We start from the raw sequence: 25,952 nt of genomic DNA on the forward strand, positions 1-25,952 counted from the left end.
AATTAGTTCCTACGTTTTTCTACTACTTTAGATTTTCAATTCTCTCGATTGGTGAAATGATATCTGTTAAACGAATACCAAATTTTTCGTTTACAACAACAACTTCACCTTTTGCTACTAACTTTCCATTAACTAGGATTTCTAGAGGCTCACCAGCTAATTTATCAAGTTCTAGTACCGAACCTTGTCCTAGTTGAAGAAGGTCTTTAATAATTACTTCTGTTCTACCTAGTTCAACTGTTACCTTTAGAGGAATATCTAAGATAAAATCTAGGTTTTGAACCTTAAGTTTATTGATTGCATCATCACCAGCTCTGATTTCATCTGCAAGTTTTTCAACTTCCATAGTATTGAAATTTTCAAGCCCTTGTGTTTGGTTATTTAGTTCTGTTTGATCACTCATCTATATCTCCCTTAATTATTCGACATCAATATCCATAGAAACTTTAGGTGTCTTATCAACATGTGTAACTTGCACCGCTCTGTTTCCTTTATATGTACCAATTAAACACCTTAACTTCTCAACACCTTGTATTGCTCCCTTTACTTCACTTGAAGCTTCTTGATTTAAAGGGATAATATCTCCAGTTTGAAGAGTAAGCAGGTCTCCTACAGTCATCTCTGCTTCACCAAGTTTTACAACGATTTCGGCTTTAGTATCTTTGATGTGCTCATTCATAGCACTTGTCCAAATACTATCGGCCATATCATTATCAGTTTGGTAATTTGAAGAAAGTTTTTGCTTGATCGGCTCAATAGTTGAGTATGGAACCACGATCATAATTGTTCCTGAAGCAGATTCGAATTCAACTTCTAAAGTTGTTGCGATGATTACATCTGATGGAGGAACAACACCAACGAATTGTGGGTTAATTTCAGTTCTTACGTATTGTGCATCAATACGGTGAACTTGTGCCCATGCTTCCTCAAGGTCAGCAATGGCCATATCCATAACCTTTCTCATGAAAGATAGTTCAATCGCTGTAAATTCTTTTCCTTCAATTTTTGTGAAAGGACGATCTGTTCCACCAAAGTAAGAATCGATGATTGCATAAGCAAGCTTTGATTCGAATACTAATAGTGCCGGACCTCTTAGCTCGTTAAATTTCATGATACACATACACGAAGGAATCGGAAGTGTGTTTACAAACTCACCAAACTTTAAAAGATCTGTTGAGATCATCGAAATAGTCGAGATCTTTCTTAGAGAGTTTGAAAGTGATACACGAAATGAACGAATGAATCTTTCGTAGATGATTTCAAGAATAGGCATTCGCCCACGAATGACTCGGTCTTGATTAGTTAAGTCATAGGGCTGAATATTTTCGTCTTCAGCTTCATCATCGAAATCTCCACCTTCACCTAGAAAATCATCTGCGTCACCATCGTTAACAGCGTTTAATAGAGCGTCGACTTCGTCTTGACTTAAAACCTGTGCCATCGTTCCCCTCCTAGGATTTGATGATCTTGGCATCCTGCCAAAAATTAAACTTAAAACTTTATATTAACTAGTTGATCTGGAAACCAACGTAGTAAACATCTAAAACTTTTCCATCAACTAAATAAGAGTTAATAGCTGATTTGATCTCTTCTTTAAGGTATTCCTTACCTTGTACTTTAAGAAGATCATTTGGCCTCTTAGAGTTCAAAATACTAATGATTGAATCCCTAATTTGAGGCTTTCTTGCTTTGTATTCCTCTTCTTTCGCATTAAGCGATAGTTTAAGAACAGCATTTAATCTAATGTATCGTTGTGGCCCATCGCCTTGTGCAAGGTTGGCCGTAAAGCTATCAAGTGGAAATAACTTTCCTTCCTCTTCTTGTGCTTCACCAGTAGTTACAACATCTTTATCTTGAGATTGTTCGGCCATTTGGGCCTTAACAATATCTTCCACAGACGATTGCTGTGAAATCTTTAAATGAGTTTGGTATTGAAAGTAAGCGATAACACCCATTAATACGATATTCAGTAGTAGAGCTACTGTTAGTAGAGGGTTCTTTCCACTTCCTTGATATGAATTGTCAGCACTTCCATCTGCCATAATCTATAAATCCTTTACTTCACACAGAAAAAAATTCCTTTAAAAACTGTGCCTCGTCAAAAATTATACATCTAGCGGCCATTTTCTACAAGATAGTAAAGTATGTTCCGGAAGATTCTGCCCATTAATTTTGCAATTTTAAGACTTTATGAGAAATGTAAAAAAGTGGTGGTGTCAAAATGTCGACGTTTTTTTGACGCTGACAGGGTGTGATAGGCAAAATATGCCTCTAGAAATAAGAAAGCCTCCCTAAGGGAGGCTTCTTATTATGAAACTAATTTCAAACAAAAATTAGAACATTTCCTTCCAAGCTTTACCTGGCTTGAATTTTGGAAGTGTCTTAGCTTTGATTTTGATTTTTTCACCAGTAGCTGGGTTGATACCAGTTCTAGCTGCTCTTCTTACTTTTGTGAAAGTACCAAAACCGATTAGTGAAACATCGTCACCTTTCTTAACTGCTTTCTTGATTGTTTCAAGAGTAGTTGATACGAATGCATCTGCATCTTTCTTAGTTAGGTGGCTTAATTCTTTGTTTTTTAAGATTGCTTCTACAAGTTCTTTTCTGTTCATTTTAACTCCAAATAGTTAGTTATTTAGTTGTTGTAAAAGTAGGATGAAGTTTGAAACACGCTTTGACAAGGCTTTTTAGCGTTTTTTTTAACTTTTAAAGATTTTTTTTATTTTTACACTTATTTTAAGTTTTTTTCTTGCCAAACTACTATCTCTTCCTCTAGTGCGATTCTCACTGCTTTTAGCCACTCTCCTTCAAGTTCTTTATGATCTTCAAGGTCTCTTACTTCGACAAAAAGTTGTATAAAAACAGGTCCGAGTTGATGATAAAAAGTTTCCATTGTTGGAATCTTTATATCAATAGGAAGACGATGAGAAAGCTTCTCTAAGCTTCTTTCAAGCTCTAAAACTTCTTGGGCCAAATCAAAAATTGAATTAATTTTTAACAAAGATGTTAGATGATTTATATATGCAGTATTTAAAACATTTTGTTCAACTAAAGAATGAGGTACATCATCATGAAGAAAATCTTCAATTGAATAATCAATTTGTCTTGCCGTTTCACGAAAGAATTCTTTATTAACTTTTACCTGATTATGATCAAAGAAGTTCACCATAATAACCTCCAATGATCATATTATAACATGGAAAAATAAAAAGGCCCACTCGATGGTGGGCCTTCATATTTTAATTGAATTTGATCACTGATTAGATATCTAGTTTACCTTTTTCTTTTAGTAGACCTAGAATCATTTCGAAGTGTGATAATGGGTAAGCACCTTTTACTGGTACACCATTAATTACGAAACCTGGAGTCCCTTGAATATCAAACTTTCTAGCTTCAGCTTCGTCTTGAGCAATTCTTTTTTCAACTGCATCTGACTTAACATCCTTAGCAAGTTTAGTCATATTAACACCTAAGTCTTTCGCTGTTTTCTTTAGGTATTTTTCTTTTAGGTTTCTAAGTTTTTGTTGACCTTCTTGAGTAAAAAGAATGTCGTGAAATTTAAATGCTTTCTCTTCTGATTGAAGTCTTACAGCTTCATAATAAGCCGCTGCAATTCTAGCTTCTGAGTGGAAAGAAAGTGGAAGGTGTTTGTAAACAAATTGAACCTTACCTTTGTACTTATCAAGCATTGGCTTAACAACATTATCAAACCCTCTTGTACAGTAAGGACACTGAAAGTCAGAGTATTCAACTAGAGTAATGATTCCACCTTTAGTACCTCTAACTGATTCATCTGATCTAATTTCTGGCTTAAGAGGGTTTTCAATAAACTCGTGAAGTTTTTTGTTTTCCTCTTCTTCTCTTTTCTTCGCCATTGCTTCTTTTGCGTTTTGAGCTGCAACTTGAAGAGCTTCCATAACTTCAGCAGGGTTAGCTTTAATTGCTTCTGCTAAAATCGTTGGATCATCTTTTAATGCTTTTTTGATTTCATCTTTACCTACACAACTCGCAAGTAAAACTAATGACATTACAATGCCTAATGCTTTTTTCATTACTATCCCTTTTGTTATTATGAACAAATTTCACATCAAATTATTATTATGATTTTACTTGAACAAAGTTAAATACTCAATCATCTTTTACTGAGTACTCTTTTTCCATATAGTCCAAATACTTGTTGATGGCACGCGTCTGATGACGAACGTACTTGTATCCGATAAGGTGAACTCTTGATGTATATCGTCCACTAATGAAAGATCGCATCGTCGCAAAAATACCAAATGCTGGCGTTGCAACTTTGTTATAAAGATAGGCCATGAAAAAGCCATAAGAAACAATATTAATAATTATTGTAATACCAACAATGTCGTCCTGAATTAAGGCCATGTTACTAAAGTAATCTTTAGCAAATTTACCATTGGTAAAGATTTCGTTAACTACAGAAATCACAGCATCAAAGAGAGCGTAATTGATAATTAAAATAATCATCCCAGTCAAAATACAAGTAATGGCCACATAAATACTCTTATGGACAAAAAACATAGTTTCAAAGACCGGTTTGTGTATCCTCTTGTATTTAGAAGGAACTTCAATTTGAGTTAATTTTCCACTCATTCGCAGCGTCGAAGTGGTGGTAAAGAACCAATCACTAAAACTTGATAACAATCTTAACTCAGATTTAAACTCTCCATCGAAATTCGTAACTTTTTCTTCAGCTCCAAGAAAGTCCAAACAGTATTGTGCAATCTCATCAAATGGTCTCAGCATCAGTTGAGCAAGAACAATTCCTGCTACCAATAAGAAGGCAATTGAAATAATCATCCATGGTAAGGCTTCCATTAATCCAATTTGTAGATAGTCATAAATAAGAGAATCGATGATATAATCAATATCCTTTCGATAAGCTGTAATATAAATGATTGTTGATTTTAAAAGAATCCAATTAAGAATGAATCCCACAAAAATTGAGATAAAAGGTATGACTGCAAAAATTAGTCCCATCTTTAAACGAAACTTCGCCTGATCATCCTTTTTAAAGTCTTTAAAGGAGCCTGTAATAATCTTAAATGTTGATTCTTTTACTTGTTCATAAGCTGTCATAATTACTTACTATTTCGGGTAATTTAAAAAAATTCTTAATTAATTTTATCAATCTCTAAAGAAATCCTAAATTTTCACCGATACAAGAAATAGCGTGAAAACTAATATTTGAGGATATTATGAAAAAGTTTAAGTTATTAATGGTTGTGACAATTGCTTCGATGCTTGTAACAAGCTGTGGACAAGACTCTAAGGGCGGTAGTGGTGGCTACTACTCTGGCTGGGGTACAGGTGGAAGTGGTTCAAATACAGGCTCAACAGGAATGGACTCACAAGGACAGGCTTTATTCGATAGTCTCGTAAATGCTCAAGCTTTTAGTTGTCAGCAATATGGTAATGATCGATTCAACATGGATAGCTATGGAAACTACCTTAAGATTGGTCAAAGACGCGCAACGATTGTAGCTAATATTCAATCTGGATATTCTTATAATAATGACTCTGTTTATGGTCCTTTACAAGAAGGAATGCTTCCTAATGAATCAAACCAACATCACGTTGGAGTAAATAGCTTCGGTGATATTCTTATTATGACAAAGGTTCTTAATGGAAACTCTGTTGTAGGATACAATGTTCGCCTCTCACTTTGCTCACGTTACTTTACATATCAGAATTATAGGTTCCCAATCATTGGTGATGATCGTGGACTTCAAGGAATACAGCTAAGTACAGGAATGAGTTTAGGAACAGGAGCGAATTGTCCAGCGGCAACAATAGATGCTGCTCACTTTCAAATTACGGCAGCACCTTTCCAGTACTCTCAGCCAATGCAAGGAACACTAGGACCTGTTATGATGAATGTGACTTTCTCAACACCATGTCCTTAATGATTTAAAAACTAATAAAGTTTTAAGATATTTAATTTCGGAAAATAATGGGCCAGAATTTCACGATGGCCCTTTCCTTTTTGAGCAAGCCCTAAAGAACCAACCTGACATAAACCAACACCGTGACCATTGCCCTTTCCAACAAAGTGAAGACCAGCTCCACCAACATCTACCATATAGAAATGATTTGAAGGAAATTCAACACGGCCAAAGTAGCGACGGAATAAACTCTTTTTGATTTTGATCTTCTTTACACCATTTTGTACGTAAAGATTTTTTTCATCTCTTTTATCTGGATACAAGAATAATTTCTTTTTTAAACTTTGTTGTTCAATGTAATTTTTTTTCATTGCCCAGTTTAAAAATTTTTTAAATCGAAGCTTTGTAATTTTAGAATCCCAATTCTTCTTTTTCTGACAGTAATCACACTTCACAGTTGAATAACCGTGAACATCATTTCTCCAAACATCAGAAGGGATTAATGTTGTTCCCCCACAACTTGCATGAAAAAAAGCAGGAACAAGGTTACCTTCACCATTTGTTAAAACAAGACCTGCTGTATCTTTTGCAGCTTCAAGTGTACTTGCTGTCACATCATTAAATGTTCCATTAACCTGATGCTTTTCAGAGTTCTCTAAATCATAAAGAGTGTCATTTTTAAGTCCAGAAATCATCATGTGATGAAGAGCGTATGTACGAGCAGCAACTGCTTGAGCTTTAAGGGCCTCAATTGGCCAAGAAGCGTTCATCTCTTTAGCAAGAAGTGTTGCAATATAGTCATCAAGATCCATCTCATTAACAACGTCACAAGAATTTCCATCGGCACTCGTTACAATATGCATCTGCCCCATGAATTGCTTGCGATCAAAACTAATTAGTCCTGTTTGCGATGTAAGAGAGGCCAAGTACTGAGGTTTAACAGACTTGGCAGATTGTAAATTTTGGCAATTTACTTTTATTTTCTTAAAGCCCTTAAAACTTTTACGATTCCTTGTTGCAACAACTTTTCGTGTCAGATCAACACCTTCAAGCATAACGTTATCAAGGTCTTTTGCTACTCTAACTTTTATCGTGTGTCCTGATCGTAAATTATCTAATGGGCTAATTCTCGCCAGAGAATTCAATGAAGAAAGTATAATGAAAGAGATAAATAAATTTCTCAACGAAGATCGTCCTGATTTGTGCGGCATCCTTGCCCAGCAACTTATCTAATAAAATGATATATGATTTTACTAAGCTACTCAACTTGAGAGAAATTTTATCGCTTTTTGCATATCTGTCCACGCCGTTTTCTTCATGGACTCATTTACCTCTAGTAATTTAGGATGAAATAAAGGCATGACATCAATTAACTGAGCATTTCCATCAACTTCTATTTGAACTGAATGGAAGTCTCCGTGAACATTTGCAAGACGAACACGTTTATTTAAACATAGATTTGTTGCGGCAGCCCCAAGGCTAATGAGTAATCTTGGTTTAAAGTGAGCACAACATGTAAAGAGGAACTCGCGGGCATCTTTTTTTATAAATGGTACACGAATAAAGCGGCCACTTGAGATCTTCATGGCCTTAATCATACGTCCCATAATATCTTGATCTGATTCAATCATTGATAAAGGTAGAAAATCAGGGAGCTCCCCTTCTTCAATTTCATCAAGGCCAAAAAAGATAATATCTACCTCGCCTTGATAATCCTGATAGCCAGGAATTGTTTCAAGATTCCAAGATGTATTATATTGTGAAAGAAATTTATTTATATCATCATTAACTTTCAGAGTGTGAGTCGATTCACTAGGATTTGAAGCGGCAGCAATATCAATCTTTCTCTTTTGAGGTGCCACAGGAACTTCTATTTTTGGAGCTGTGACTGTTTCTTCAGCTCTGGCAACTTCTTGCTGAGCTGCGGCCACAATCGGCTTAGAATCAACTTGTGTGGCCCTAGGCTCATCCGAAGAAGCCTTGCTAGCAGTAAGTTTGCTCTCTTTTAACTTAGGATACCAAAGAGTGTTTTCAAATAACTTGGCACAGTAATTCGGCTTCTCATCACGTGAGACTTTTAAAATATTATTAAAATCTTTAGTTAATTTGGTTAAAAATTGCGCCATTACTTTATTTCCTATGGGTAAAATATCCCTAAGTCTTTAAAAAAAAAAGCATAAATTTCAGAACATTGTTAAGCCGCCGATAAATCAACTACATCCACTGCTTGGGACACTCTGCACAATCTCAAATCCCCAGTGGTAATTAATATTTAAAGGAGTTGCTACAATGTCATTCGATCCAGATTTCCAATTTGAAAACTTTGAAGAGTTATTTGGTGATGCCGATCAAGTACATAAGGTTTTAAATGATTGTCCTGTTTGTGGCTCTAAAATGGTTCACACACACCTATCGGATTATAAAAACTTGTACATACACGAGAATTCGAGATGTACTGATTGCGGGCACGGCAATCGTAAAAAAATCCACCACCTCAACTAGACAGTTATTTCTGAGGGAATTCGGCCATAAGCTTGGCATGGATTCTCTCAGCAAGCCCTTCTTTTATATCTAACTTGTGACTTATTTCAATCACACTTAATTGCGAAAGTTCTTTAAGATTTAAATCCATATTTTCATGAATTGTTTTAAGAGTCTTTTCACCAACTCCTTCAATATCATCAAACCACGAAGTAAAAATACGATCTCTCTCCTTCTTATGATGAAGCTTTCTCGAAAACCTGTGGGCCTCATCCCTCATTTGCACAACAATTCTCATTAGAGACGGTGTCTTTTTTAAGATATAAGGATTAATTCGATTAGGAATAATAAGACGTTCGTCTGAACTTGAAACTTCCTTATCTCTAAAAGAGTCTTGTTTGCTCGTTTTAATTTTAGCAATTCCCACGACAGGAATATCAAGTTCGAAATCTTCAAGAACTGCAAGAAAACTTGAAACTTGTCCCTTCCCACCATCAACAATGAAGACATCTGGAAGCTTTCCTTTCTTAAGTCTTCTCGCTAAAACTTCCCTCATCATGGCAAAATCGTTATTGCCCTCTGGCCTTTCTTCTAAGTGATAATAGCGATATTGAGTCTTATCCGGTTTTCCATCACGAAAAACAATTTGCGATGCTGTTGGAGACTTTCCTTGCCAAATGGCAACGTCGAAACACTCAAGAATTTTAGGAGTTTCTTTTAGATTTAAAAGTTCTTTTAATTTATTTAAACCAATCCATGGTCCATCAAGGTTTTTAACTCTAAAGCGTTGATGCTCTCTTGCATGATCAAGAGTTAACTCATAAAGAGTTTTCATCTTCCCAATTGGCTTTTGAACTTCGACTTCTTGATCAAGTACTTCGTTAAATGCTTCACTAATCATTGAAAGATCAGCTTTTTTCTCATCAATATAAATACGACTTGGTAGCTTCTCTTTTGTATTTGAATAGTATTGAAATAAGAAGGTTTGAAAAAGCTCGTGATTTTCATTCTCACTATCACCTTTTCCAAAGTGATAGTTTTTATGACCAAGAAGGATTCCAGATCTCATCATATAAATTGAAATATCAATTTCTAATTCACCAACATGGTAGGCAACAATATCAAAGTCTTTTTCAGTCGTAAGTTCAACATTTTGCTTTTCATAACTTAATGAGAATTGTTTTAACTCTTCGATACTATCTCGTATTTCAGCGGCCCTTTCAAAGTGCTCACTTTCAGCAGCTTCAAACATCCTCTCTTCTAAAATTTTTAAGACATTACGACTTTGGCCTTCAAAGAAATTGATAACGTAGTTAAGATCATTAAAATAATCTTTTTCAGAAATATAATCCACACAAGGAGCCGAACATTGCTTCATTTGATAAATTAGACACGGGCGCTTCCTCTTTCTCATTTCTTCAATCGAACAGTCTCGTAAAGTAAAAGACTTTGTTAGAATTCTAGAAATTTTTAAGATGTTACTTCCCGTTGTAAAAGGGCCGAATAATTTAATCTTCTTCTTTCTCTTTGGTCTTCTCGTATAAACAAGTCGTGGAAATTTTTCATTCATATCGACTTGAATATAAGGATAACTTTTATCGTCTTTAAGTTGGATGTTATACTTAGGAATATGCTTTTTAATAAGGTTATTTTCTAAGATATATGCTTCTGCATCTGTCTTAGTCATTATAAAGTCGAAGTCTTGAATATGAGAGACAAGAATTTGAGTCTTTGGTGATTTTTCAGAACTATTAAAATAGCTAGACACTCGACTACGAAGGTTTTTCGCCTTTCCAATATAAAGAATTTCTTCGATGCCAGCGCGCTTTCGCTTCATTAAATAGCATCCAGATTTTGTCGGTAAATGTTTTGCTTTTTCCAGCAGTGCTAAAGTATTTTTCTTCATTATAATTATCTACATATTACCTTTTATTCTCTTTACTTTAATCCTATTCGCCATTAAATTGACCTAATTAAGCAAAAGGAAGAGAGAATATGTCAAAACTAGGTGTTGGTAAGGAAATTGTAACATATTGTAGCAAATGTAAGTTAGATCTTGCTCATTTAATTGTAGCAATGAAAGACGCAGATACTCCATACAAAGTTCTGTGTAATACTTGTAAAGCAACTCATGCATACAAGCCAAAAAAGGTAGCATCTCCAAGTGCTACTCGTCGCAAAGCTCCTGCGAAAAAAAGAATTTCAACTGAAGATAAAATTATTAATGTTTGGGAAAACGCGCTTCAAAAATTAGAAGGTGAACCTATTGCATATAATATTCGTCACAAATTTGAAGTTGGTGACATACTTGCTCACCCAACTTTTGGGCCAGGGCTTGTTGAAAAGAGTCTCGATGCTAATAAAATCGAAGTCCTCTTCAGAGGTTCAATTAAAATACTTATGCATAATAAATAAATATAAAAAGAGCTTGATAAGCTCTTTTTTTATTTATGCGTCCTTCATTTGGAATGAAGACGTACACGAGAGAAAGACCTTTAGGTCTTTCGGTTCGCAACAAACGCAATACAAAGAGGCTGATAGCCTCTTTTTTTATTTGTGCGCCCCTATTCGGTGCACATAGTATTCGAGAGAGAAACCTTTAGGTTTCTCGGTTCGCCACTGGCGCTATTTTTTTTATAAAAAAGCCTCCCATACAGGAGGCTTTCTTTTTATCTCTCATCTCTCTTGAAATTATTTTTTAATTCCAATTCATTCCCGCACTTCCACCAATTCCGACACTAAATTGACCATTAAGGGCCCCTCCGGCCATTGATCCAAAGTTAGTACCAGAGTTGTAATAACCATTATATGAATTTGCATAAATATTTTGTTGAGCATTTTGTAAGTTCTGATACAGAGCTTGGTTAGCATACATTACGTTCGCTTGGTTTTGATAATTACCTTGAGCAACAGCTTGTCCTTGAAGTCCGTTGATGTAGCTCTGGAACTGTTGTGCTTGATAACCATTATTATAGTTTCCATTTGCTCCCCAGTTTCCGTTGGCACCCCAACCTCCGTTAGCATTACCATTTAGGCCCCAACCGTTTCCACCGTTGACTCCCCAACCAGCGTTTCCGTTAACACCCCAACCATTATTAGCGCCAGTTCCCCAACCTCCGTTGACTCCCCATCCGCCATTAATATTTCCATTTCCACCAGGAAAAGTATTTCCACAAGCACATGGTGCTGAAATACACATACATGCAGGGTTTCCGCCGCCATTGGCCCAACCGCCGTTAACACCCCAATTGCCGTTTCCACCGCCATTGACGCCCCAACCGCCAGAGATAACTCCACCGTTTCCAGGACCTGGATATGTTGGATAAACTCCACCATTACCCCAGTTACCATTACCTACGCCATTAACACCCCAACCAAGGTTGAAACCAGCATTAATACCTGTTCCAGGATACATTCCCCAGCCAGATCCAGGGTACATCCCCCAACCTGCGCCAGTATTCATTCCTGGGAACGCACCAGTGCTACCAATATTTAGTCCAAAATTTAAACCAGTATTAAGTCCGAAACCGTTGCCCATTCCGAAACCATTCCCCATTCCAAAACCATTGCCCATTCCCATGCCAAAATTAGCACCAAAGCCAGTTCCAAAACCTGTTCCGTATGGGTATCGACCCATCCCCATTCCGAATCCCGTGTTCATTCCGAATCCAGGGTACATTCCACCATAGATATTTCCTGGGTACATTCCTGGGTGTCCACCCATGCCCATTCCGCCGTTGATATTTACACCAAATCCAGCATTACCACCTGTTAGAAGTCCAGCAAGTGCCGAACCTGCAAGAGAACCTAATGGGTTCATATAAACATTCGCTTGGTAGTTTCCACCAAAGCCATTGCCCATCCCCATTCCATTACCCATGCCGTTACCCATGCCCCAACCGGCATTGCCATAGATATTTCCACCAAAGTTTGGTCCACCCATTCCACCTAGGAATCCTGAAGTGTAACCTTGACCTAGCCAACCGTTACCAACTCCACCAAAAGTTCCACCAGTAAGACCAAGTCCACCAGCGTACATACCGTAGCCATAACCGTTACAAGAATTAAGCATTGAAGTTTGCTCTTTTGGAAGAATTGGGTTTGCACCCCTTTCAAGGTTATAATCTAAATAGCCATCGATTTGACCGTGGCATGATTTAATTCCATTTTCATAAGCATTTGCCCATGACTCTTGAGAATCAGCTTGGTGTTTAGTGGCGAAAAAAACACTCCCCATTGCTGCAAGTGAAGGAATTGCAACTTTTGCAACTTCGGCCCACTCATTTCTTTCAGGAAGTTTAGGTAAACAATCGACACAGAAGTCATTACTTCCAGAGCTTCCACGAGATGCTCTTGTCACACATGCCTGAGCATCATCTTCATAGCCATTGTCTCTTAAATAGATACAATCACTGATGTCGATCTCAGCATATGTATTTAGCATCATCATCGCCAATAAGATGCTTTTCGTGCCAATAAGTCTTAACTTCATAGTTTTCTCCATAAAAACTTTAACAATCCTCAACTACTTAACGACACTTTATGAATGAAACTTGAGTAAACTATCGACTTTTTCTATAAAGTATTGATTTAACTGATTAATATTACGTTTACGAAGCCAAAAATTAGGGATAAATTGCGGATTATGAGTAATATTTTTTGGTGGATCATCCTCATTTGCATTTTAATTTTTGCTACTTATGCAGCATTTGTTATTAAAGGTGAAAAAAAAGTCGCCTTAAAGAATGCTATCAGCTTCCCTTTTCACGGGCTTGAAATTCCAATTCCCCCTTGGTGGACTCTAACGACAGATGAATCTGAATTAAAAATATTTGAAAGAACTGATACTCGCTACGAGTGGCAATCGCGCTTTAGCTTCACTAATAAAAACTATTCAGATTTACAATCGGCATTTGAAGAGCTCGCTATTAATAATGAACTCGTCTTTGATAAAGATACAACAATTATCCACGAGCCTAAATCTTTCGAGAAATTATATGAGCAAGGAATAGAAACTCTAAGAGTTGAAGGAACGGCCACAAAGGGACATGAGCTTCGTGTCTACTACGATGCTGCTCTACTAAAAACTGATGATGGTATTGTCATTTTAGAAAGTGAGAGTTCGGTTCTAAATGGTTTGCTTGAAGGTCCGTTTTTCGAACAATCACTACACAATATTAAAAGGCTATAACTTTCCCATTGCTCCTGAGGCAACAAAGCCTGCATAAACGCAGGCCTGTTGAATATATTATTTTAGCTAAAGTGATAGGGAGCTAACACCGCGTCCAATTTAAGCTCCGCTTAAATGCCGCGGATGTTTTTCGAACAGTCGCTACACAATATTAAAAAGAAATAAAAAAAGCTCCTTAAGGAGCTTTTTTATTATCTAGTCTTAAATGTTCTAATATTCTGTACTAGGAAGTTGTGAATTTCTTCATCAGTTCCAAAAACATCATCAATGAATTCACAATCAATTAAAAATGCAGTCATACGATTTGCAATATTATGTAGTGACTCTACTAAGTAAAGACCACCAATATTTTCACCACTAAATGACTTAATAATTTCTTTACGAGCATGGTTGAACATTTCAGACTCTGTTACGTCTTCAGGCATATTATCTACACCCATCTTCTCTTCAACTTCTTCGATAGCCTGATCGCGAATATCTTCATCAGTTGCTAGACATACACCAAATTCAGTGGCCATTGATTCAATAAGCTTCTCACGATTTGCAATATCGAATTCAATAACACCCTTTTCCTTAAGTGTATTAATTGTATGACTCGCTAAATTTTCGAGTGTTTCAAAACTAGTTCTCATTTACTGCTCCAAATGTGTAATCTCTTTAAGTTTAACGACTTGCCTCTCATCAAGCAAGAGAATTTATGATTACTTCCATTCTAATTTCGGCGGATTATCTTATTTAAGAAGCGCTGAATTAAAACATAATCCCCTAAGACACTTAGCACAATAACATAAGCAATAGCACCTGCACACGCTGCAGTAACGAAGGCCGCGAGATTATCAAGAGTCGAAAAAATATTATTTGGGAAGTGGCCACGTACATATTGTGTAGCATAAAAGGCCAATAGTGAGCTTAAACCAATTTTAAAAAATCTTAGCGGGAAGAAGAAATTAAGCCTTAGATCTAGTAATTTAAATAATAGAATCGACTGAACAAGGATGATAAAAATCATCGATACAGATGTCCCCATAGCAAGAATTTTAAAACCGTATGTACCAACAAGTGAAAAACAGAAGACAATATTAATTCCGACAGCAATCGAAGAGATAATTACAGGAATCTTTGGTTTATCTAATGTGTAAAAACTCGGAGAAAACACCTTATAGAGTCCATAAAATGGAAGTCCAAATAAATAAGCATAAAGTGCTTCTGTTACCATCTTAGTATCATCAAGACCGAAGGCTCCACGCTGAAAAGAAATTGCAACGCAGTCTTGGGCAAGTGCAAACATTAAGGCCATTGCTGGCATAAGAACAAAAAGACTTGTTATATAACTTGTTTGAAGTGCTGCCTTTGCTTCTTCTTCCTTGCCTCCCCTCCAAAGTTCAGAGAAGTAAACGAGATTGGAATTTCCAATCGAAACACCTAAAATTCCTACAGGGAATTGAAATAATCGAAAAGCATATTGTAGCCAAGAAACAGCTCCAACAACTGTACCTGTAGCTAAGAAAGTTGAAACCAAAAGATTGATCTGGGTTGCAGCAACACCTATTGTTCCAATACTCATTCGTTTTAAAATTTCTTTTACATCACTTGAAAAAAGATCAATACCATCAACCTTTACAAGTCCTTTTGAAAATAGCATCGGTACTTGAATAAGCATCTGAAAAAATCCACCAACAAGAACCCCTATTCCTAAAGAAATAATCGGATGAAGATTCTTTGCTTCTAAGTACTTTGGTAATGTCACCATCGCAATGATCATAATGATATTAAAAACAGCTGGTGCCATCGCAGGAGCAAAGAACATTTTATAAGTGTTAAGAACTCCCATAAAAAGTGCGGCCACAGAAACGAATGCTAAGAAAGGTGACATCATTCTTGTTAACAATACAGATAATTCAAATCGATTTACATCAGAAGTAAAAAGCTCATTTGTTAATACTTGAATGATTTGTGGAGCAAAGATAAAAATCAGTAAACAAACAATCGAAGTGATAGCTAGTAAGACAATGGCCATTGACCATAGAAGCTTGCGAGCGTGTTCATCGCCATCTTTTTTGGCCGAAGTAAATATTGGGACAAAGGCAGATGAGAAAGAACCTTCTGCAAATAAGTCACGTAACATATTCGGAATACGAAAAGCAATTTGATAGGCATCAGTAAGCCCCGAAGCACCAAAAAGTTTGGCCATTAAAATTTCTCTAGCAAAACCCAATACACGACTTGATAAAGTTGCAACGGCCATCTTAATAGAGGATAGTAAAAAATTCTTCCTGTGTTCTCTTGTCATTCCAATATTTTGCACCACCCTATCTGACTTAACAAGCTTCCAGTAGTTGCCAAGTGAAGGATAATTAACTAATCTTGCTGCCATGAAAACAGAGTTGGAAAAGTCGATTAATCACATCAATACAAAGAGTGCCGTAAATTGGGACGAATACTTTATGCTTCAGGCTATTATGGCAAGTTTCAAGAGTAAGGATCCGGCCACAAAAGTAGGATGTGTTTTTGTTGATGATAATAACCATCAAATAACTTTTGGTTACAACGGCTTTGTTGCGGGAATTGATGAAACAAAACTTCCTTGGGGAAAAGAGAGAACTCTCCCTCTCGAGCAACAAAAGTATGGATACGTTGTTCACGCCGAGGCCAATGCAATTCTTCACTCAAATCACAAATTATATGGCGCTAGATGTTACGTGACACTATTTCCTTGTCATGAGTGTGCCAAGCTTCTTGCTTCTTCAAAGATTAAAGAAATCGTATACTTACAAGATAAACATTCAGGTACTGAGTCAAATCGTATCTCTCGTCGCATCTTCGACCTCACTGGAGTGAAGTATCGACAGCTTACTCTTGGTGAACACGTTCTCGATTCACTCATTGCACACTTTACCGACGCCTTCTATCGCGACTAACTCACTGTGTAAACATGGTTCATATCAGTAAAGTGTTCCTAGACAAGTTTGACTAATAAAACTATAGTAAGCCCATTGAGACGAATGGAGTTAAATATGGTTTTATCGAAGGTTAAAAAAGGCGTAAATGTTAAGATCCTATCATTTGATAAAGGACTTAAACATAAGACAATTATGACAGGACTTGGGATTCTTCCAGGTGATGCAATTCAAGTTGTCGCTCCTTCATTCTTAGGCTCTCCTCTTACTCTTAGATTAACAGATGGTGAAACAGTTGCCCTTCGTTTAAGCGAAGCTAGTCTCATCAATGTTGAGGAATTAAATTAATGAGAAAAATTTTACTTATTGGCCCTGCAAACTCAGGGAAGTCGGCGATTTTCAATATCCTTTCTGGAGCGAATCGTAAGGTTGCAAACTACAATGGAATTACTGTTGATACGGCCACAGCGGGTCTTATTTCTAATGCTCGTCATGAAGAAAAGTTAGCAGTAGTTGACCTTCCTGGGATTTATTCACTTGTTCCATCTTCAATTGATGAAGCAGTAACAGTTTCCACTTTAATCGGAAGAAATAATCAAGTTACAGAATTTCACGATATTGTTTGTGTTGTTGATTGTGCTCGCCTGGACTCTTCTCTATCTCTTGCACTTGCTGTTAAAGAACTCTTTGGAGGCAAGATTAAAATCATCTTCAATAAGTATGATCTTGATGTAACAAAGAATTACGATTTTGATAAAATTGGCGAACACATTGGTGTTCCTTATATTAAGTTCTCTACAATGAGAGACAGTGGAGCAACACTTGAAAACTTCTTAAGAGAAAACTCTTCAAGTGAAATTCTCCTTCCAACTAATAAAATAAAACTTTCAAATGAATCAACGGAATACAATCCATTTAATGTGAGCTTTGAAGAAGATCAATTTGTTGAGCTTCAAAATGAAGTTTCTGCTCTTTCTCAAATTGAAAAGTATCAAAGAAAAGCAAGAGACCTAAAAGCATCATATGCGATTGGAAAAAATAAGAGCCTGATTCAACTTTCAAATAAAATTGACCACTTTGTTCTTCACCCTTTCTTAGGTGGTGTTATCTTCTTGGCAATTTTCTACTTAATCTTCCATTCAATTTATACTTGGGCAGGTCCGGCAATGGATCTCATTGATGGTGGTGTTGGTGCATTCGGAGAATACGTTGCAGCTATGCTTCCGCAAGGTATGCTAAATAGTTTTATTGTTGACGGAATCATTGCAGGTGTTGGTGGAGTTGTAATCTTCCTTCCACAAATTATGATTCTCTTCTTCCTTTTAAGCCTTCTTGAGCAAAGTGGATATATTTCACGTGCTTCAATCATTACAGATAAGGCCATGTCATATTTTGGCTTAAATGGAAAAGCGTTCCTACCATATCTTTCGGGGTTTGCTTGTTCTGTTCCAGCGATTATGGCAACAAGAACGATTTCAGATAAAAAAGAGAGACTTGCAACATTAATGACGATTCCACTCATTACATGCTCGGCAAGACTGCCAGTTTATATTCTTCTTATTGGAACTTTTGTTCCTGAAAAAACTGTATTTGGAATTTTCAATTCTCAAGCCCTAGCATTTTTCTTCCTTTATTTCCTAGGAAGTATTGTTGCACTTATTATTGCAAAAATCTTTAGGCTAACTCTTTATAAGGGAAGTACGACTTCATTTATTATTGAATTACCTCTTTATCAGATGCCTACTCTTAAGCCCGCTTTTAAGGCGATGATCTTCAAAGGAAGAGTATTTTTAAAGAAGGCCGGAACAATCATCTTAGGTCTTTCAATGGTAATTTGGTTTCTTTCGACTTTCCCAAAACCAGCTGAAGAGCTGCTTATTGGAAAGTCAGAGGCAGAGTCCGCTGCAATTTCTCTAGAGTACTCAACTATTGGCCAATTTGGAAAATTAATTGAACCAGTTATTAAGCCACTTGGATACAACTGGAAGATGGGAGTTGGAATCACTGTTGCCATGGGTGCACGTGAGCTATTCGTATCAACACTTGGAACAATTTATGCTCTAGGTGATGTCGATGAAGAATCAACAACTCTAAGAGAAAGACTAAGAGCTGAGATTGACCCAGAAACAAATAAGCCAGTATTTAATACGGCCGTGGCCTGGTCTCTTCTAATCTTCTTTGCCTTTGCAATGCAATGTATCTCAACACTTGGGATTGTTCGAAGAGAAACAGATGGTTGGGGACATGTCTTCCTAATGTTTGGGTATATGACAGTTCTTGCTTATGGTGGTGCTTTTATTACTTACCACTTACTTGTTTAATCACAACTTTGATCTTTAGATAATTGAATAAACCTCACGGCATCACTTAGTAATAAGCCGATGTCGAGAGGGTCTCTTTCAAAAATTACCGTAACAACTTTATCTGCCTCAACCTCGTGCTTTCCTAGGTTTACCCAACCACTCTTGCTACTTTGCATATTATAACTAACAAAAGTCGAAAAGATTTCCACATCTTCTTGAAAGATACTCACTTTAACATTTGATAGGGCCCCTACAATCGTAGGTCGATAAACTTGTAAGCAATAATTTGTTCTACTAGGCATGAAGTTATAAGTTGAATAAGCATATTCATCTTCACTCATTCGAACAATATTTCCATCAGCACCTTTAAGCTTACTATTTACCCAATCGCCGTATTCACGGTAGCCATCTGTTCCTTTAAAAGTTTTCTGATCAACAGCCTTGGCCATTATCGTTGCACTCTCATCGAGGTCTTTATAAATTATTCCCTGACAGTCTTCATAATCACCAAGCTTTTTGAAAACTACTTCATCGGCCCTTAGAAGTAGTGGATCCTCAGCACCTTTTGAAAGAATCACACGACTCTCCTGTCCTGAAGTAAACGAGAACTCACCCAATGGATAAAGTCCCTTTTCACTACTTTGAAGTCTTAGACTAAAGTTGGCCAATCCAATTTCTTCAACACCATCAAAGATATCTATAATTGCATTATCTGTAGCATTCATTGATGGCACTCTGTAGTACCAAATACAATAGGTCGAATCGCCCAAAAGATCTGTGACATAGATGGCCCTAGCGCCAGGATCATTGGTGTAGCGACTTATACTTCCCTGATATCCTTTTAGGGTGTCCTGAAACCAATTCCCTTCTTGAATAAATCCGACTGTATCATCGAGAGAATTTTTTTGAGTGATATCAAAGAAGTTTCCAATAACAACTTCCTCCTCACCTTCAACAAATGTACTGGCCGGCGCCCTTGTACCTACATTTAAAGATTGATCTGAAATCATCTCACTTCTTATTTTTCTAAGATTGTGGCCTCGACCTAGACAGGCCACAAGAATAACAATGGCCAATAGTGGGAATAAATAAGTGAACACTTTTCGTTTCTTCATGATTGTGCCTCTTGATAAGTATCATATCAGTCGTTCACAGAAATTCTAAAATGAAGAAGAGTAAATAAACTCAAGTATTGTTAAGAGATCACTCTTTTGTAGAGGCTACAGAATTGTTTTATAGATCTCGTAGCTTTCATCGTCGAAGCAGCAGAAGATTACATCATCAAATTCTTCAATAGCATCAAAACTTTTTACGGCCGAAGTTGCAGTAATGGCAGCTTCAATTTTTGGATAGCCAAAGATTCCCGTTGAGATACATGGAAAGGCAACAGACTTACATTCGTTTTCTAGAGCAAGTGAAAGTGCGTAGATATAGCACTTCTCAAGTAAATCAGATTCACCATTTCCTCCACCTTCCCATTTTGGGCCAACGGCGTGAATGATAAATTCAGCTGGGATATTATATGCCTTAGTCAGTCTTGCTTCTCCGACAGGGCAACCCCCCACTTCCTTAAGTTCATCAGCTAATTCCTGACCACAGGCTGCATGGATTGCACCATCAACTCCACCACCAGCTTTTAATTCACTATTGGCTGCGTTAACAATGGCATCAACATCTAAAGTTGTAATATCGGCTTTAATTACTTGAATATTTTTCATAAAGAATTTTTAGCACGAATAAGTTTAGATTTCATCGTAAAACTTTAAGATTGTGCGGGCATACCAAAATTTTCTCTCTCCAGGCTCACCATTGTAATCAACCAACGCCTCATAATAATTTGTCATGAGATCATCTTGGTAATTCTTGGCCAAATAAACCTTTAAAAGGATAGCGCCATAAACTAGGGATAGATCAAGATCATGTAAAAATAGGAGCTTCTGCTCTGCCCATGTTCTCTCTCGAAGCCACAAGTGTGTCCATTCAGGAATTTCGTCAGAAAGAGTATTATTTAAATAAAGTGTATTTTGTAGATTTGCGTAATCAGGGCCTCTTTGACCAAGTTGATCGGAAACTTCTTGCGCTCCAATGGATGTAAACTGTGTTAACCCTACTGCTCCTGTTGGAGAAATAGCATCTCGTACAAAATTAGACTCCATACGGATCAATGCCAGAAATAGCTTTGCATCAACCCCAAATAGCTCTGCGACCTCAATGACTCGATCAGTAATGAGAGTGGCTTCTTGCTCAGAAGCACTAGGATTTTGGGCCATGATATACGCCTCAAAATCACCCTTAGAATATTCCTGAGTTATCTGATAATTCCTAATCATATCCTCATGACCAACGAAGTAGCCCTCAGGAATATAGGAAGCAAGAGATGCTGATACAAACAATTGCGTGAATATAAGTAATACTAATAATTTTTTAAATTTTTGCATCATGATAATTATGGTTAACGAAAAACTAAATAGCAACTTACAAAAAGTTTCTAATATTAAGGGTTACATGTAGCAAGTTGCGTTCTATAATCGCAATACAAGAAAAACTTAAAAAATCCATGGAGGCCTGAGTGAAACCATTTATCGTCGTTTGTGATGGAATGGATGCAGAAGTTTTTGCATCTCTACAAGCTATCAGCGAATTAGAAGTTCACCCAAAACCAAAATTATCTCAAGACGAGATCAAAGAACTACTACCAAAAGCAAGTGCTCTTGTTATTAGATCATCAACTACGATTGGAGAAGAATATCTTGAACTTGCTCCAAATCTTAAATATGTAATCCGTGCAGGTGCGGGAACAGATAATATCGATAAAGTTAAATGTGGTGAGCGTGGAGTTAAAGTTTCAAACACTCCAGGCGCTAATAATAACTCAGCAGCTGAACATGCTATCGCACTTATGATGACAGTTCTAAGACATACAGCTGCCGCAGACGCAACAATGAAAAACGGCGGATGGGACAAGTCTAAGTACACAGGTAATGAACTAGCAAATAAGAAAGTTGGTATCGTTGGTTTTGGTCAAATTGGAAAGATCGTTGCAAAACGTCTTCAAGGATTTGAGCCACAAGTTAAGTTCTTTGATCCATTCTGTGAATCGAGTGATCTTGATTATGTTACTAAAGCAAATACTGTCGAAGAAATTTTTGAGACTTGTGACATTATTACACTTCACACTCCTTTAATGGATGCAACAAGAGGAATGGTAAACAAGGATCTATTTAATAAAATGAAACCACATGCAATTCTAGTAAATGCATCTCGTGGTGGAATTGTTAATGAGCAAGACTTAGCTGTTGCTCTTATGGAAAAGAAATTTAAAGCAGCAGGCTTTGATGTTTTCGCAACTGAGCCACTTGAAGAAGACTCACCTCTTCGTAAGATTCCTAATCTTGTTCTAACTCCACACCTAGGAGCTTCAACTGATGAAGCTCAATTAAGAGTTGGAGAGATGGCCGTAAATCAACTGAAAGAATTCTTTTTAAACGATAATTTACTACACGAGGTTAAAGCTTAATTATGAAATCACTTGCGATTATTGGTTCTCAATGGGGAGACGAAGGTAAAGGAAAAATCACTGACCTACTTGGACTAAAATGCGATGTTGTTGTTCGCTACCAAGGAGGAAACAACGCAGGTCATACGATCATCGTTGGAACAAAAAAAGTTGTTCTTCACCTAATCCCTTCAGGTATTTTACACGATCACTGTGTATCAGTTATTGGTCACGGTGTTGTACTTGATCCAGAAGCATTTTCTAAAGAAATAGAAAATGTAAAAAATTCTGGTCTAACTGTTTCTCCTGAAAAACTAAAGATATCTTCTAACACTTCTGTTATCACTTACTACAACCGCCTTCTTGACGGTCAACGTGAAGCAAAGGGCCCTGTCAAAATTGGAACGACAGGAAAAGGAATTGGTCCTGCATACGAAGATAAAATTTCACGCAAGGGTATCAAAGTAAAAGATCTTTTTAACAAAGAAGTCCTTACAGAGAAATTGAAAGCAAACCTTTTAGAAAAAGAAACATTATTCACTAAATTATATGAATGTGAATTTCCAAGTGTAGAGGAAGAAGTTGAAAGACTAATGACTCTTGCAAAAGAAATTGAACCATTTGTTTGTGACACTTTCAGCTTCCTTGATGAGGCAAAACGCGCTGGAAAGAAAATTCTTTTTGAAGGTGCACAAGGTGTTCTACTTGATATCGACTTTGGTTCATACCCATTCGTAACATCTTCTTCTACTGCTTATGCAGGTATTTACTCAGGAGCAGGACTTCCTGGTGGAACAGTCGAAGAAGTACTAGGAATTACAAAAGCCTACACAACAAGAGTTGGAGAAGGCCCATTCCCTACTGAATTATTTGATCAAATGGGAGATGATATTCAAACTAAAGGTGGCGAGTTTGGAGCGACAACAGGTCGTAAGAGAAGATGTGGATGGCTTGACCTCCCTCTTCTAAAATACTCTGTTAAATGCTCTAACCTAACTTCTATCGCTTTAACAAAATTAGATGTTCTAAGTGAGATGGGACCTCTAAAAGTTTGTACAGGATATGAGTACGAAGGTCGTACGATCGATTGTGCTTATCCGGGAATTGATCTTGCAAAGGTTAAGCCAATCCTAAAAGAAGTACCCGGCTTTAACGATGACTTCAAAGGTGAGCTATCACAAGAAGTTAAAGACTATATTGCTCTTATCGAAGAAGCGATTCAAATCCCTGTAGGGATCATTGCTTTTGGTCCAGAAAGATCTGAAATCAAATTTCTAAAAGAATACTTCTAAATTTAAATTAGAACTTCGGCCCTGAGTTACCTCGGGGCCTATATCCATCTTGTGTCGGTTTTTTTTGAGATGGCCGTCGCAGAAAACCATCATTGAGGCGAGTGCCTAATTCAAAGCTACTCATAGATTGTGTGTGGTATATGCTCAATCGCATCTTCTAATAAGCGCGATGGATTTATAATTTATAAAGCCCTTGTGCTACAGCGGGAGAGAGAGATGTACGCAGTAGCACAAAGATTTTCGCCAGTAAGACACTTCTTCAGATTCAGAGAGGGACTTGAGAAATTAAAATCGGCAAGTGGAGTTTTTTAAAAGCAGAACAAAAAATTCTAAGGCTTGCCAACCTTGTTTCCTACTGACAAAACTAGAATATAAAAATTCATCCACCTGAGTGTTCAAGTTGTGTTAGGAAAACGTTTTTAATTGTTAATTAATTGTCAAAAAGATCGTGAGCGCCGCAGCATCTAGCATAACTCAGCAAAAACCTTATTCTCTTTAAACTCAATTAAGCGAACTTGATGGATTTGATTCTTTAAATCACCATCATGTGCAACCTTAACGCGAATAAAGTTTGAAGTGTAACCTTCCCATAGGCCTTGTTTGTCTTTCTTTTCAAAAAGAACTTGAGATGTCTCTCCGATATAGTCTTCAGAGAACATATTTAGCTTAGCATCTCCAAGCATCATAAGAGTCTTTACACGACTCTTTTTTACTGGGTGCTGAATATGGTCTTCCATACGTGCAGCAACTGTATTCTTTCTTTTAGAATATGGAAACACATGGAAGTGAGTGATTGGTAACTCTTTTAAAAGGTTAAAAGTATCTTGGAATTGCTCATCAGTTTCTCCAGGGAAACCACAGATTACATCTGCTCCAATTCCAGCGTTTGGAAAACGCGTGATAATTTTATTAATGATCGTCTTATAATCTTCAACAGTATACTTACGCTTCATTCCCGAAAGAATTTCATCATTCCCACTTTGCATAGGTACGTGGAAGTGATCAAGAAACTTTGGATTAGCGTGCATATAATCAAGAAGCTCATCTGTAATCGTATTCGGCTCAACACTACCAAGTCGAATTCTCTCTAAACCCTCCAGAGCATTTAACTCTTTTAATAGATCTAAAAGTTTTTCACCTGAAGTAGTTTCGTACTCACCAATATTTACACCAGTAAGAACGATCTCTTTAAAACCTTGAGCAACAACAGCCCTCGCCTCTTCCATTGCTTGTGCAATTGAAACCGCTTTTGAACGTCCTCGAGCAAAAGGAATAATACAGAATGAACAAACGTAATTACATCCATCTTGTATCTTTAAGAAAGCTCTAGTGTGTCCTTCTTCTTTAGAAGTTGCAGCACCAAAGAAGTCTTTAGACTTATCGATGTGGATTGTATCTGTTTCATCTTCGTTTAAGTAATCAAAGACTTTATATTTTTCACTTGTTCCTAAAACGAGATCAACACCAGTCATCTTTGCAATTCTTGGCGCATCCATTTGAGCGTAACAGCCTGCCACAACAATCTTTCCATCTGGAGAAGAACGGTGTGCCTTGCGAATTAAGTTTCGACAAGTTGAATCTGCACTATCTGTTACAGTACATGTGTTAATAAAAGTAACATCAGCTTGCTCACCAAACTCAACAACCTTATACCCACGCTCAACAAAGCCTTGAGAAATTGTTCCTGTCTCAGAAAAATTTAAACGACAGCCCAAAGTATGAAACGCTACTTTTTTTCCATCAAAATTTTCTAATTCATTATTTGTTGAATCTACTTCTGTTGTCACTGAAGCCTACCTCTTAAAACACTAGTAATAGTGGGCTAAATTAGCTCATAAGGCCTTTGATGACAAGGTGGGCGATAAAAAATACTAAGGGTAAATAAAATTAACTTCTTAAAAAAATTACACTTTTTTTTTATTTTTTTTAAATTCCCTGTTGACTTCTGAACCAAGATTACTTATATTCAATCTCACCAAAACACAGATGGTCTCTTAGCTCAGTTGGTTAGAGCATCTCCCTTTTAAGGAGAGGGTCCTGCGTTCGAGTCGCAGAGAGATCACCATTTTAATGTTTTTTGGTTTCCAAATCCGGGAATTAAGTTAGCGCTCCCATCGTCTAGCCCGGTCTAGGACACCGCCTTTTCACGGCGGTAACAGGGGTTCGAATCCCCTTGGGAGTACCAGTTTTATAAAGAAGCCAGACCTAGTCTGGCTTTTTTATTTTCTACGCCTTTCTTCTCTCAAACACTTTCAACCATTTCACTTAACCATCTACTACACTATAAGGTGGGATTTATCTTAGTTTTTACACACTTCGTTTACATTACGACTAAATAAAAATAGTATCGCAAAATAATTAGCAAACCTATTAGCATAATAGAACA

At 37.0% G+C, this 25,952-nt stretch carries 26 protein-coding genes and 2 tRNA genes; 11 read left to right on the top strand and 17 right to left on the bottom strand.

What is annotated here, in order from left to right; all coding sequences use genetic code 11:
* Positions 1-22: 22 nt before the first annotated feature.
* From fliN to ACMAYS_RS12880, 7 genes are all read right to left on the bottom strand, one after another.
* A complete protein-coding gene (gene fliN, locus ACMAYS_RS12850; RefSeq protein ID WP_021268549.1) occupies positions 23-403 on the bottom strand; it encodes a flagellar motor switch protein FliN in 381 nt (126 codons plus the stop codon).
* A 15-nt stretch (positions 404-418) separates the two neighbouring features.
* Entirely contained in the window at positions 419-1,441 is a 1,023-nt protein-coding gene (fliM, locus tag ACMAYS_RS12855) for a flagellar motor switch protein FliM (RefSeq protein ID WP_392993431.1), read from the bottom strand.
* Between the two features lie 67 nt (positions 1,442-1,508).
* Positions 1,509-2,042, bottom strand: coding sequence for a flagellar basal body-associated protein FliL (gene fliL, locus ACMAYS_RS12860; RefSeq protein ID WP_103217778.1), 534 nt, complete (start codon positions 2,040-2,042; stop codon positions 1,509-1,511).
* A 291-nt stretch (positions 2,043-2,333) separates the two neighbouring features.
* Positions 2,334-2,612, bottom strand: a complete 279-nt coding sequence (locus ACMAYS_RS12865; protein WP_021268333.1) for an HU family DNA-binding protein — start codon at positions 2,610-2,612, stop codon at positions 2,334-2,336.
* 119 nt (positions 2,613-2,731) lie between these two features.
* A complete protein-coding gene (locus ACMAYS_RS12870) occupies positions 2,732-3,169 on the bottom strand; it encodes a hypothetical protein (RefSeq protein WP_392993434.1) in 438 nt (145 codons plus the stop codon).
* A gap of 91 nt (positions 3,170-3,260) precedes the next feature.
* Positions 3,261-4,052: a DsbA family protein gene (locus ACMAYS_RS12875; protein WP_412463425.1), complete on the bottom strand. Its 792-nt coding sequence runs from the start codon at positions 4,050-4,052 to the stop codon at positions 3,261-3,263.
* Positions 4,053-4,128: 76 nt separating this feature from the next.
* On the bottom strand, positions 4,129-5,100 hold the full coding sequence (locus tag ACMAYS_RS12880) for a hypothetical protein (protein ID WP_103217775.1): 972 nt from the start codon (positions 5,098-5,100) through the stop codon (positions 4,129-4,131).
* A gap of 119 nt (positions 5,101-5,219) precedes the next feature.
* On the opposite strand from ACMAYS_RS12880, the gene ACMAYS_RS12885 reads away from it, so the two are divergent.
* Positions 5,220-5,927 (top strand): hypothetical protein, encoded by a 708-nt coding sequence (locus ACMAYS_RS12885; protein WP_412463426.1) that lies wholly within the window; start codon positions 5,220-5,222, stop codon positions 5,925-5,927.
* 11 nt (positions 5,928-5,938) lie between these two features.
* Here the strand turns inward: ACMAYS_RS12885 and ACMAYS_RS12890 are convergent, their stop codons facing one another.
* On the bottom strand, positions 5,939-7,090 hold the full coding sequence (locus ACMAYS_RS12890) for a SpoIID/LytB domain-containing protein (RefSeq protein WP_158246853.1): 1,152 nt from the start codon (positions 7,088-7,090) through the stop codon (positions 5,939-5,941).
* 78 nt (positions 7,091-7,168) lie between these two features.
* Positions 7,169-8,032, bottom strand: coding sequence for a hypothetical protein (locus ACMAYS_RS12895; RefSeq protein WP_103217772.1), 864 nt, complete (start codon positions 8,030-8,032; stop codon positions 7,169-7,171).
* 163 nt (positions 8,033-8,195) lie between these two features.
* Here ACMAYS_RS12895 and ACMAYS_RS12900 point away from each other — a divergent pair, with 163 nt between their 5' ends.
* On the top strand, positions 8,196-8,408 hold the full coding sequence (locus tag ACMAYS_RS12900) for a hypothetical protein (RefSeq protein ID WP_021267851.1): 213 nt from the start codon (positions 8,196-8,198) through the stop codon (positions 8,406-8,408).
* A gap of 4 nt (positions 8,409-8,412) precedes the next feature.
* Here the strand turns inward: ACMAYS_RS12900 and uvrC are convergent, their stop codons facing one another.
* Complete coding sequence (gene uvrC / locus ACMAYS_RS12905) at positions 8,413-10,293, bottom strand: excinuclease ABC subunit UvrC (protein ID WP_103217771.1); 1,881 nt, start codon at positions 10,291-10,293, stop codon at positions 8,413-8,415.
* Between the two features lie 89 nt (positions 10,294-10,382).
* Between uvrC and ACMAYS_RS12910 the strand changes: the two genes are divergently transcribed.
* A complete protein-coding gene (locus tag ACMAYS_RS12910) occupies positions 10,383-10,802 on the top strand; it encodes a hypothetical protein (protein ID WP_103217770.1) in 420 nt (139 codons plus the stop codon).
* A gap of 283 nt (positions 10,803-11,085) precedes the next feature.
* On the opposite strand, the gene ACMAYS_RS12915 is transcribed toward ACMAYS_RS12910, so the two are convergent.
* Positions 11,086-12,879: a hypothetical protein gene (locus ACMAYS_RS12915; protein WP_412463427.1), complete on the bottom strand. Its 1,794-nt coding sequence runs from the start codon at positions 12,877-12,879 to the stop codon at positions 11,086-11,088.
* Positions 12,880-13,032: 153 nt separating this feature from the next.
* Between ACMAYS_RS12915 and ACMAYS_RS12920 the strand changes: the two genes are divergently transcribed.
* Complete coding sequence (locus tag ACMAYS_RS12920; RefSeq protein ID WP_412463428.1) at positions 13,033-13,578, top strand: hypothetical protein; 546 nt, start codon at positions 13,033-13,035, stop codon at positions 13,576-13,578.
* Positions 13,579-13,769: 191 nt separating this feature from the next.
* Here the strand turns inward: ACMAYS_RS12920 and ACMAYS_RS12925 are convergent, their stop codons facing one another.
* Both ACMAYS_RS12925 and murJ read right to left on the bottom strand, forming a co-directional pair.
* Entirely contained in the window at positions 13,770-14,210 is a 441-nt protein-coding gene (locus tag ACMAYS_RS12925) for a DUF507 family protein (RefSeq protein ID WP_103217767.1), read from the bottom strand.
* Between the two features lie 80 nt (positions 14,211-14,290).
* Positions 14,291-15,952: a murein biosynthesis integral membrane protein MurJ gene (murJ, locus tag ACMAYS_RS12930; protein WP_392993441.1), complete on the bottom strand. Its 1,662-nt coding sequence runs from the start codon at positions 15,950-15,952 to the stop codon at positions 14,291-14,293.
* On the opposite strand from murJ, the gene ACMAYS_RS12935 reads away from it, so the two are divergent.
* From ACMAYS_RS12935 to feoB, 3 genes are all read left to right on the top strand, one after another.
* Positions 15,951-16,496, top strand: a complete 546-nt coding sequence (locus ACMAYS_RS12935) for a deoxycytidylate deaminase (protein ID WP_103217765.1) — start codon at positions 15,951-15,953, stop codon at positions 16,494-16,496. The genes murJ and ACMAYS_RS12935 overlap by 2 nt on opposite strands.
* Positions 16,497-16,592: 96 nt before the next feature.
* Positions 16,593-16,823, top strand: coding sequence for a FeoA family protein (locus tag ACMAYS_RS12940; protein ID WP_392993444.1), 231 nt, complete (start codon positions 16,593-16,595; stop codon positions 16,821-16,823).
* The gene (gene feoB / locus ACMAYS_RS12945) at positions 16,823-18,796 is read left to right on the top strand and encodes a ferrous iron transport protein B (protein WP_412463429.1); all 1,974 of its coding nucleotides are present in this window, start codon (positions 16,823-16,825) and stop codon (positions 18,794-18,796) included. Before ACMAYS_RS12940 ends, feoB begins: the two co-directional genes overlap by 1 nt.
* On the opposite strand, the gene ACMAYS_RS12950 is transcribed toward feoB, so the two are convergent.
* From ACMAYS_RS12950 to ACMAYS_RS12960, 3 genes are all read right to left on the bottom strand, one after another.
* Positions 18,793-19,893, bottom strand: a complete 1,101-nt coding sequence (locus ACMAYS_RS12950; RefSeq protein WP_392993450.1) for a hypothetical protein — start codon at positions 19,891-19,893, stop codon at positions 18,793-18,795. The two genes, feoB and ACMAYS_RS12950, sit on opposite strands and share 4 nt — an antisense overlap.
* A 105-nt stretch (positions 19,894-19,998) precedes the next feature.
* A complete protein-coding gene (locus ACMAYS_RS12955) occupies positions 19,999-20,496 on the bottom strand; it encodes a macro domain-containing protein (protein WP_103217761.1) in 498 nt (165 codons plus the stop codon).
* A 24-nt stretch (positions 20,497-20,520) separates the two neighbouring features.
* The gene (locus ACMAYS_RS12960) at positions 20,521-21,171 is read right to left on the bottom strand and encodes a transglycosylase SLT domain-containing protein (RefSeq protein ID WP_412463430.1); all 651 of its coding nucleotides are present in this window, start codon (positions 21,169-21,171) and stop codon (positions 20,521-20,523) included.
* Positions 21,172-21,347: 176 nt separating this feature from the next.
* Here ACMAYS_RS12960 and ACMAYS_RS12965 point away from each other — a divergent pair, with 176 nt between their 5' ends.
* Together ACMAYS_RS12965 and ACMAYS_RS12970 are read left to right on the top strand one after the other, a co-directional pair.
* Positions 21,348-22,295 carry a hydroxyacid dehydrogenase gene (locus ACMAYS_RS12965; RefSeq protein WP_103217759.1) on the top strand — a complete coding sequence of 316 codons (948 nt, stop codon included), beginning with the start codon at positions 21,348-21,350 and terminating at the stop codon, positions 22,293-22,295.
* 2 nt (positions 22,296-22,297) lie between these two features.
* Positions 22,298-23,566 carry an adenylosuccinate synthase gene (locus ACMAYS_RS12970; RefSeq protein ID WP_103217758.1) on the top strand — a complete coding sequence of 423 codons (1,269 nt, stop codon included), beginning with the start codon at positions 22,298-22,300 and terminating at the stop codon, positions 23,564-23,566.
* 464 nt (positions 23,567-24,030) lie between these two features.
* Here the strand turns inward: ACMAYS_RS12970 and mtaB are convergent, their stop codons facing one another.
* Positions 24,031-25,353: a tRNA (N(6)-L-threonylcarbamoyladenosine(37)-C(2))-methylthiotransferase MtaB gene (gene mtaB / locus ACMAYS_RS12975; protein ID WP_103217757.1), complete on the bottom strand. Its 1,323-nt coding sequence runs from the start codon at positions 25,351-25,353 to the stop codon at positions 24,031-24,033.
* Between the two features lie 201 nt (positions 25,354-25,554).
* On the opposite strand from mtaB, the gene ACMAYS_RS12980 reads away from it, so the two are divergent.
* A tRNA-Lys gene (locus tag ACMAYS_RS12980) sits at positions 25,555-25,631 on the top strand.
* 42 nt (positions 25,632-25,673) lie between these two features.
* Positions 25,674-25,751 (top strand) — tRNA-Glu (locus ACMAYS_RS12985).
* Positions 25,752-25,952: the final 201 nt, after the last annotated feature.

It is taken from the genome of Halobacteriovorax sp. RT-2-6 (assembly GCF_047085025.1).
In the GTDB taxonomy this organism is placed as follows: Bacteria; Bdellovibrionota; Bacteriovoracia; order Bacteriovoracales; family Bacteriovoracaceae; genus Halobacteriovorax_A.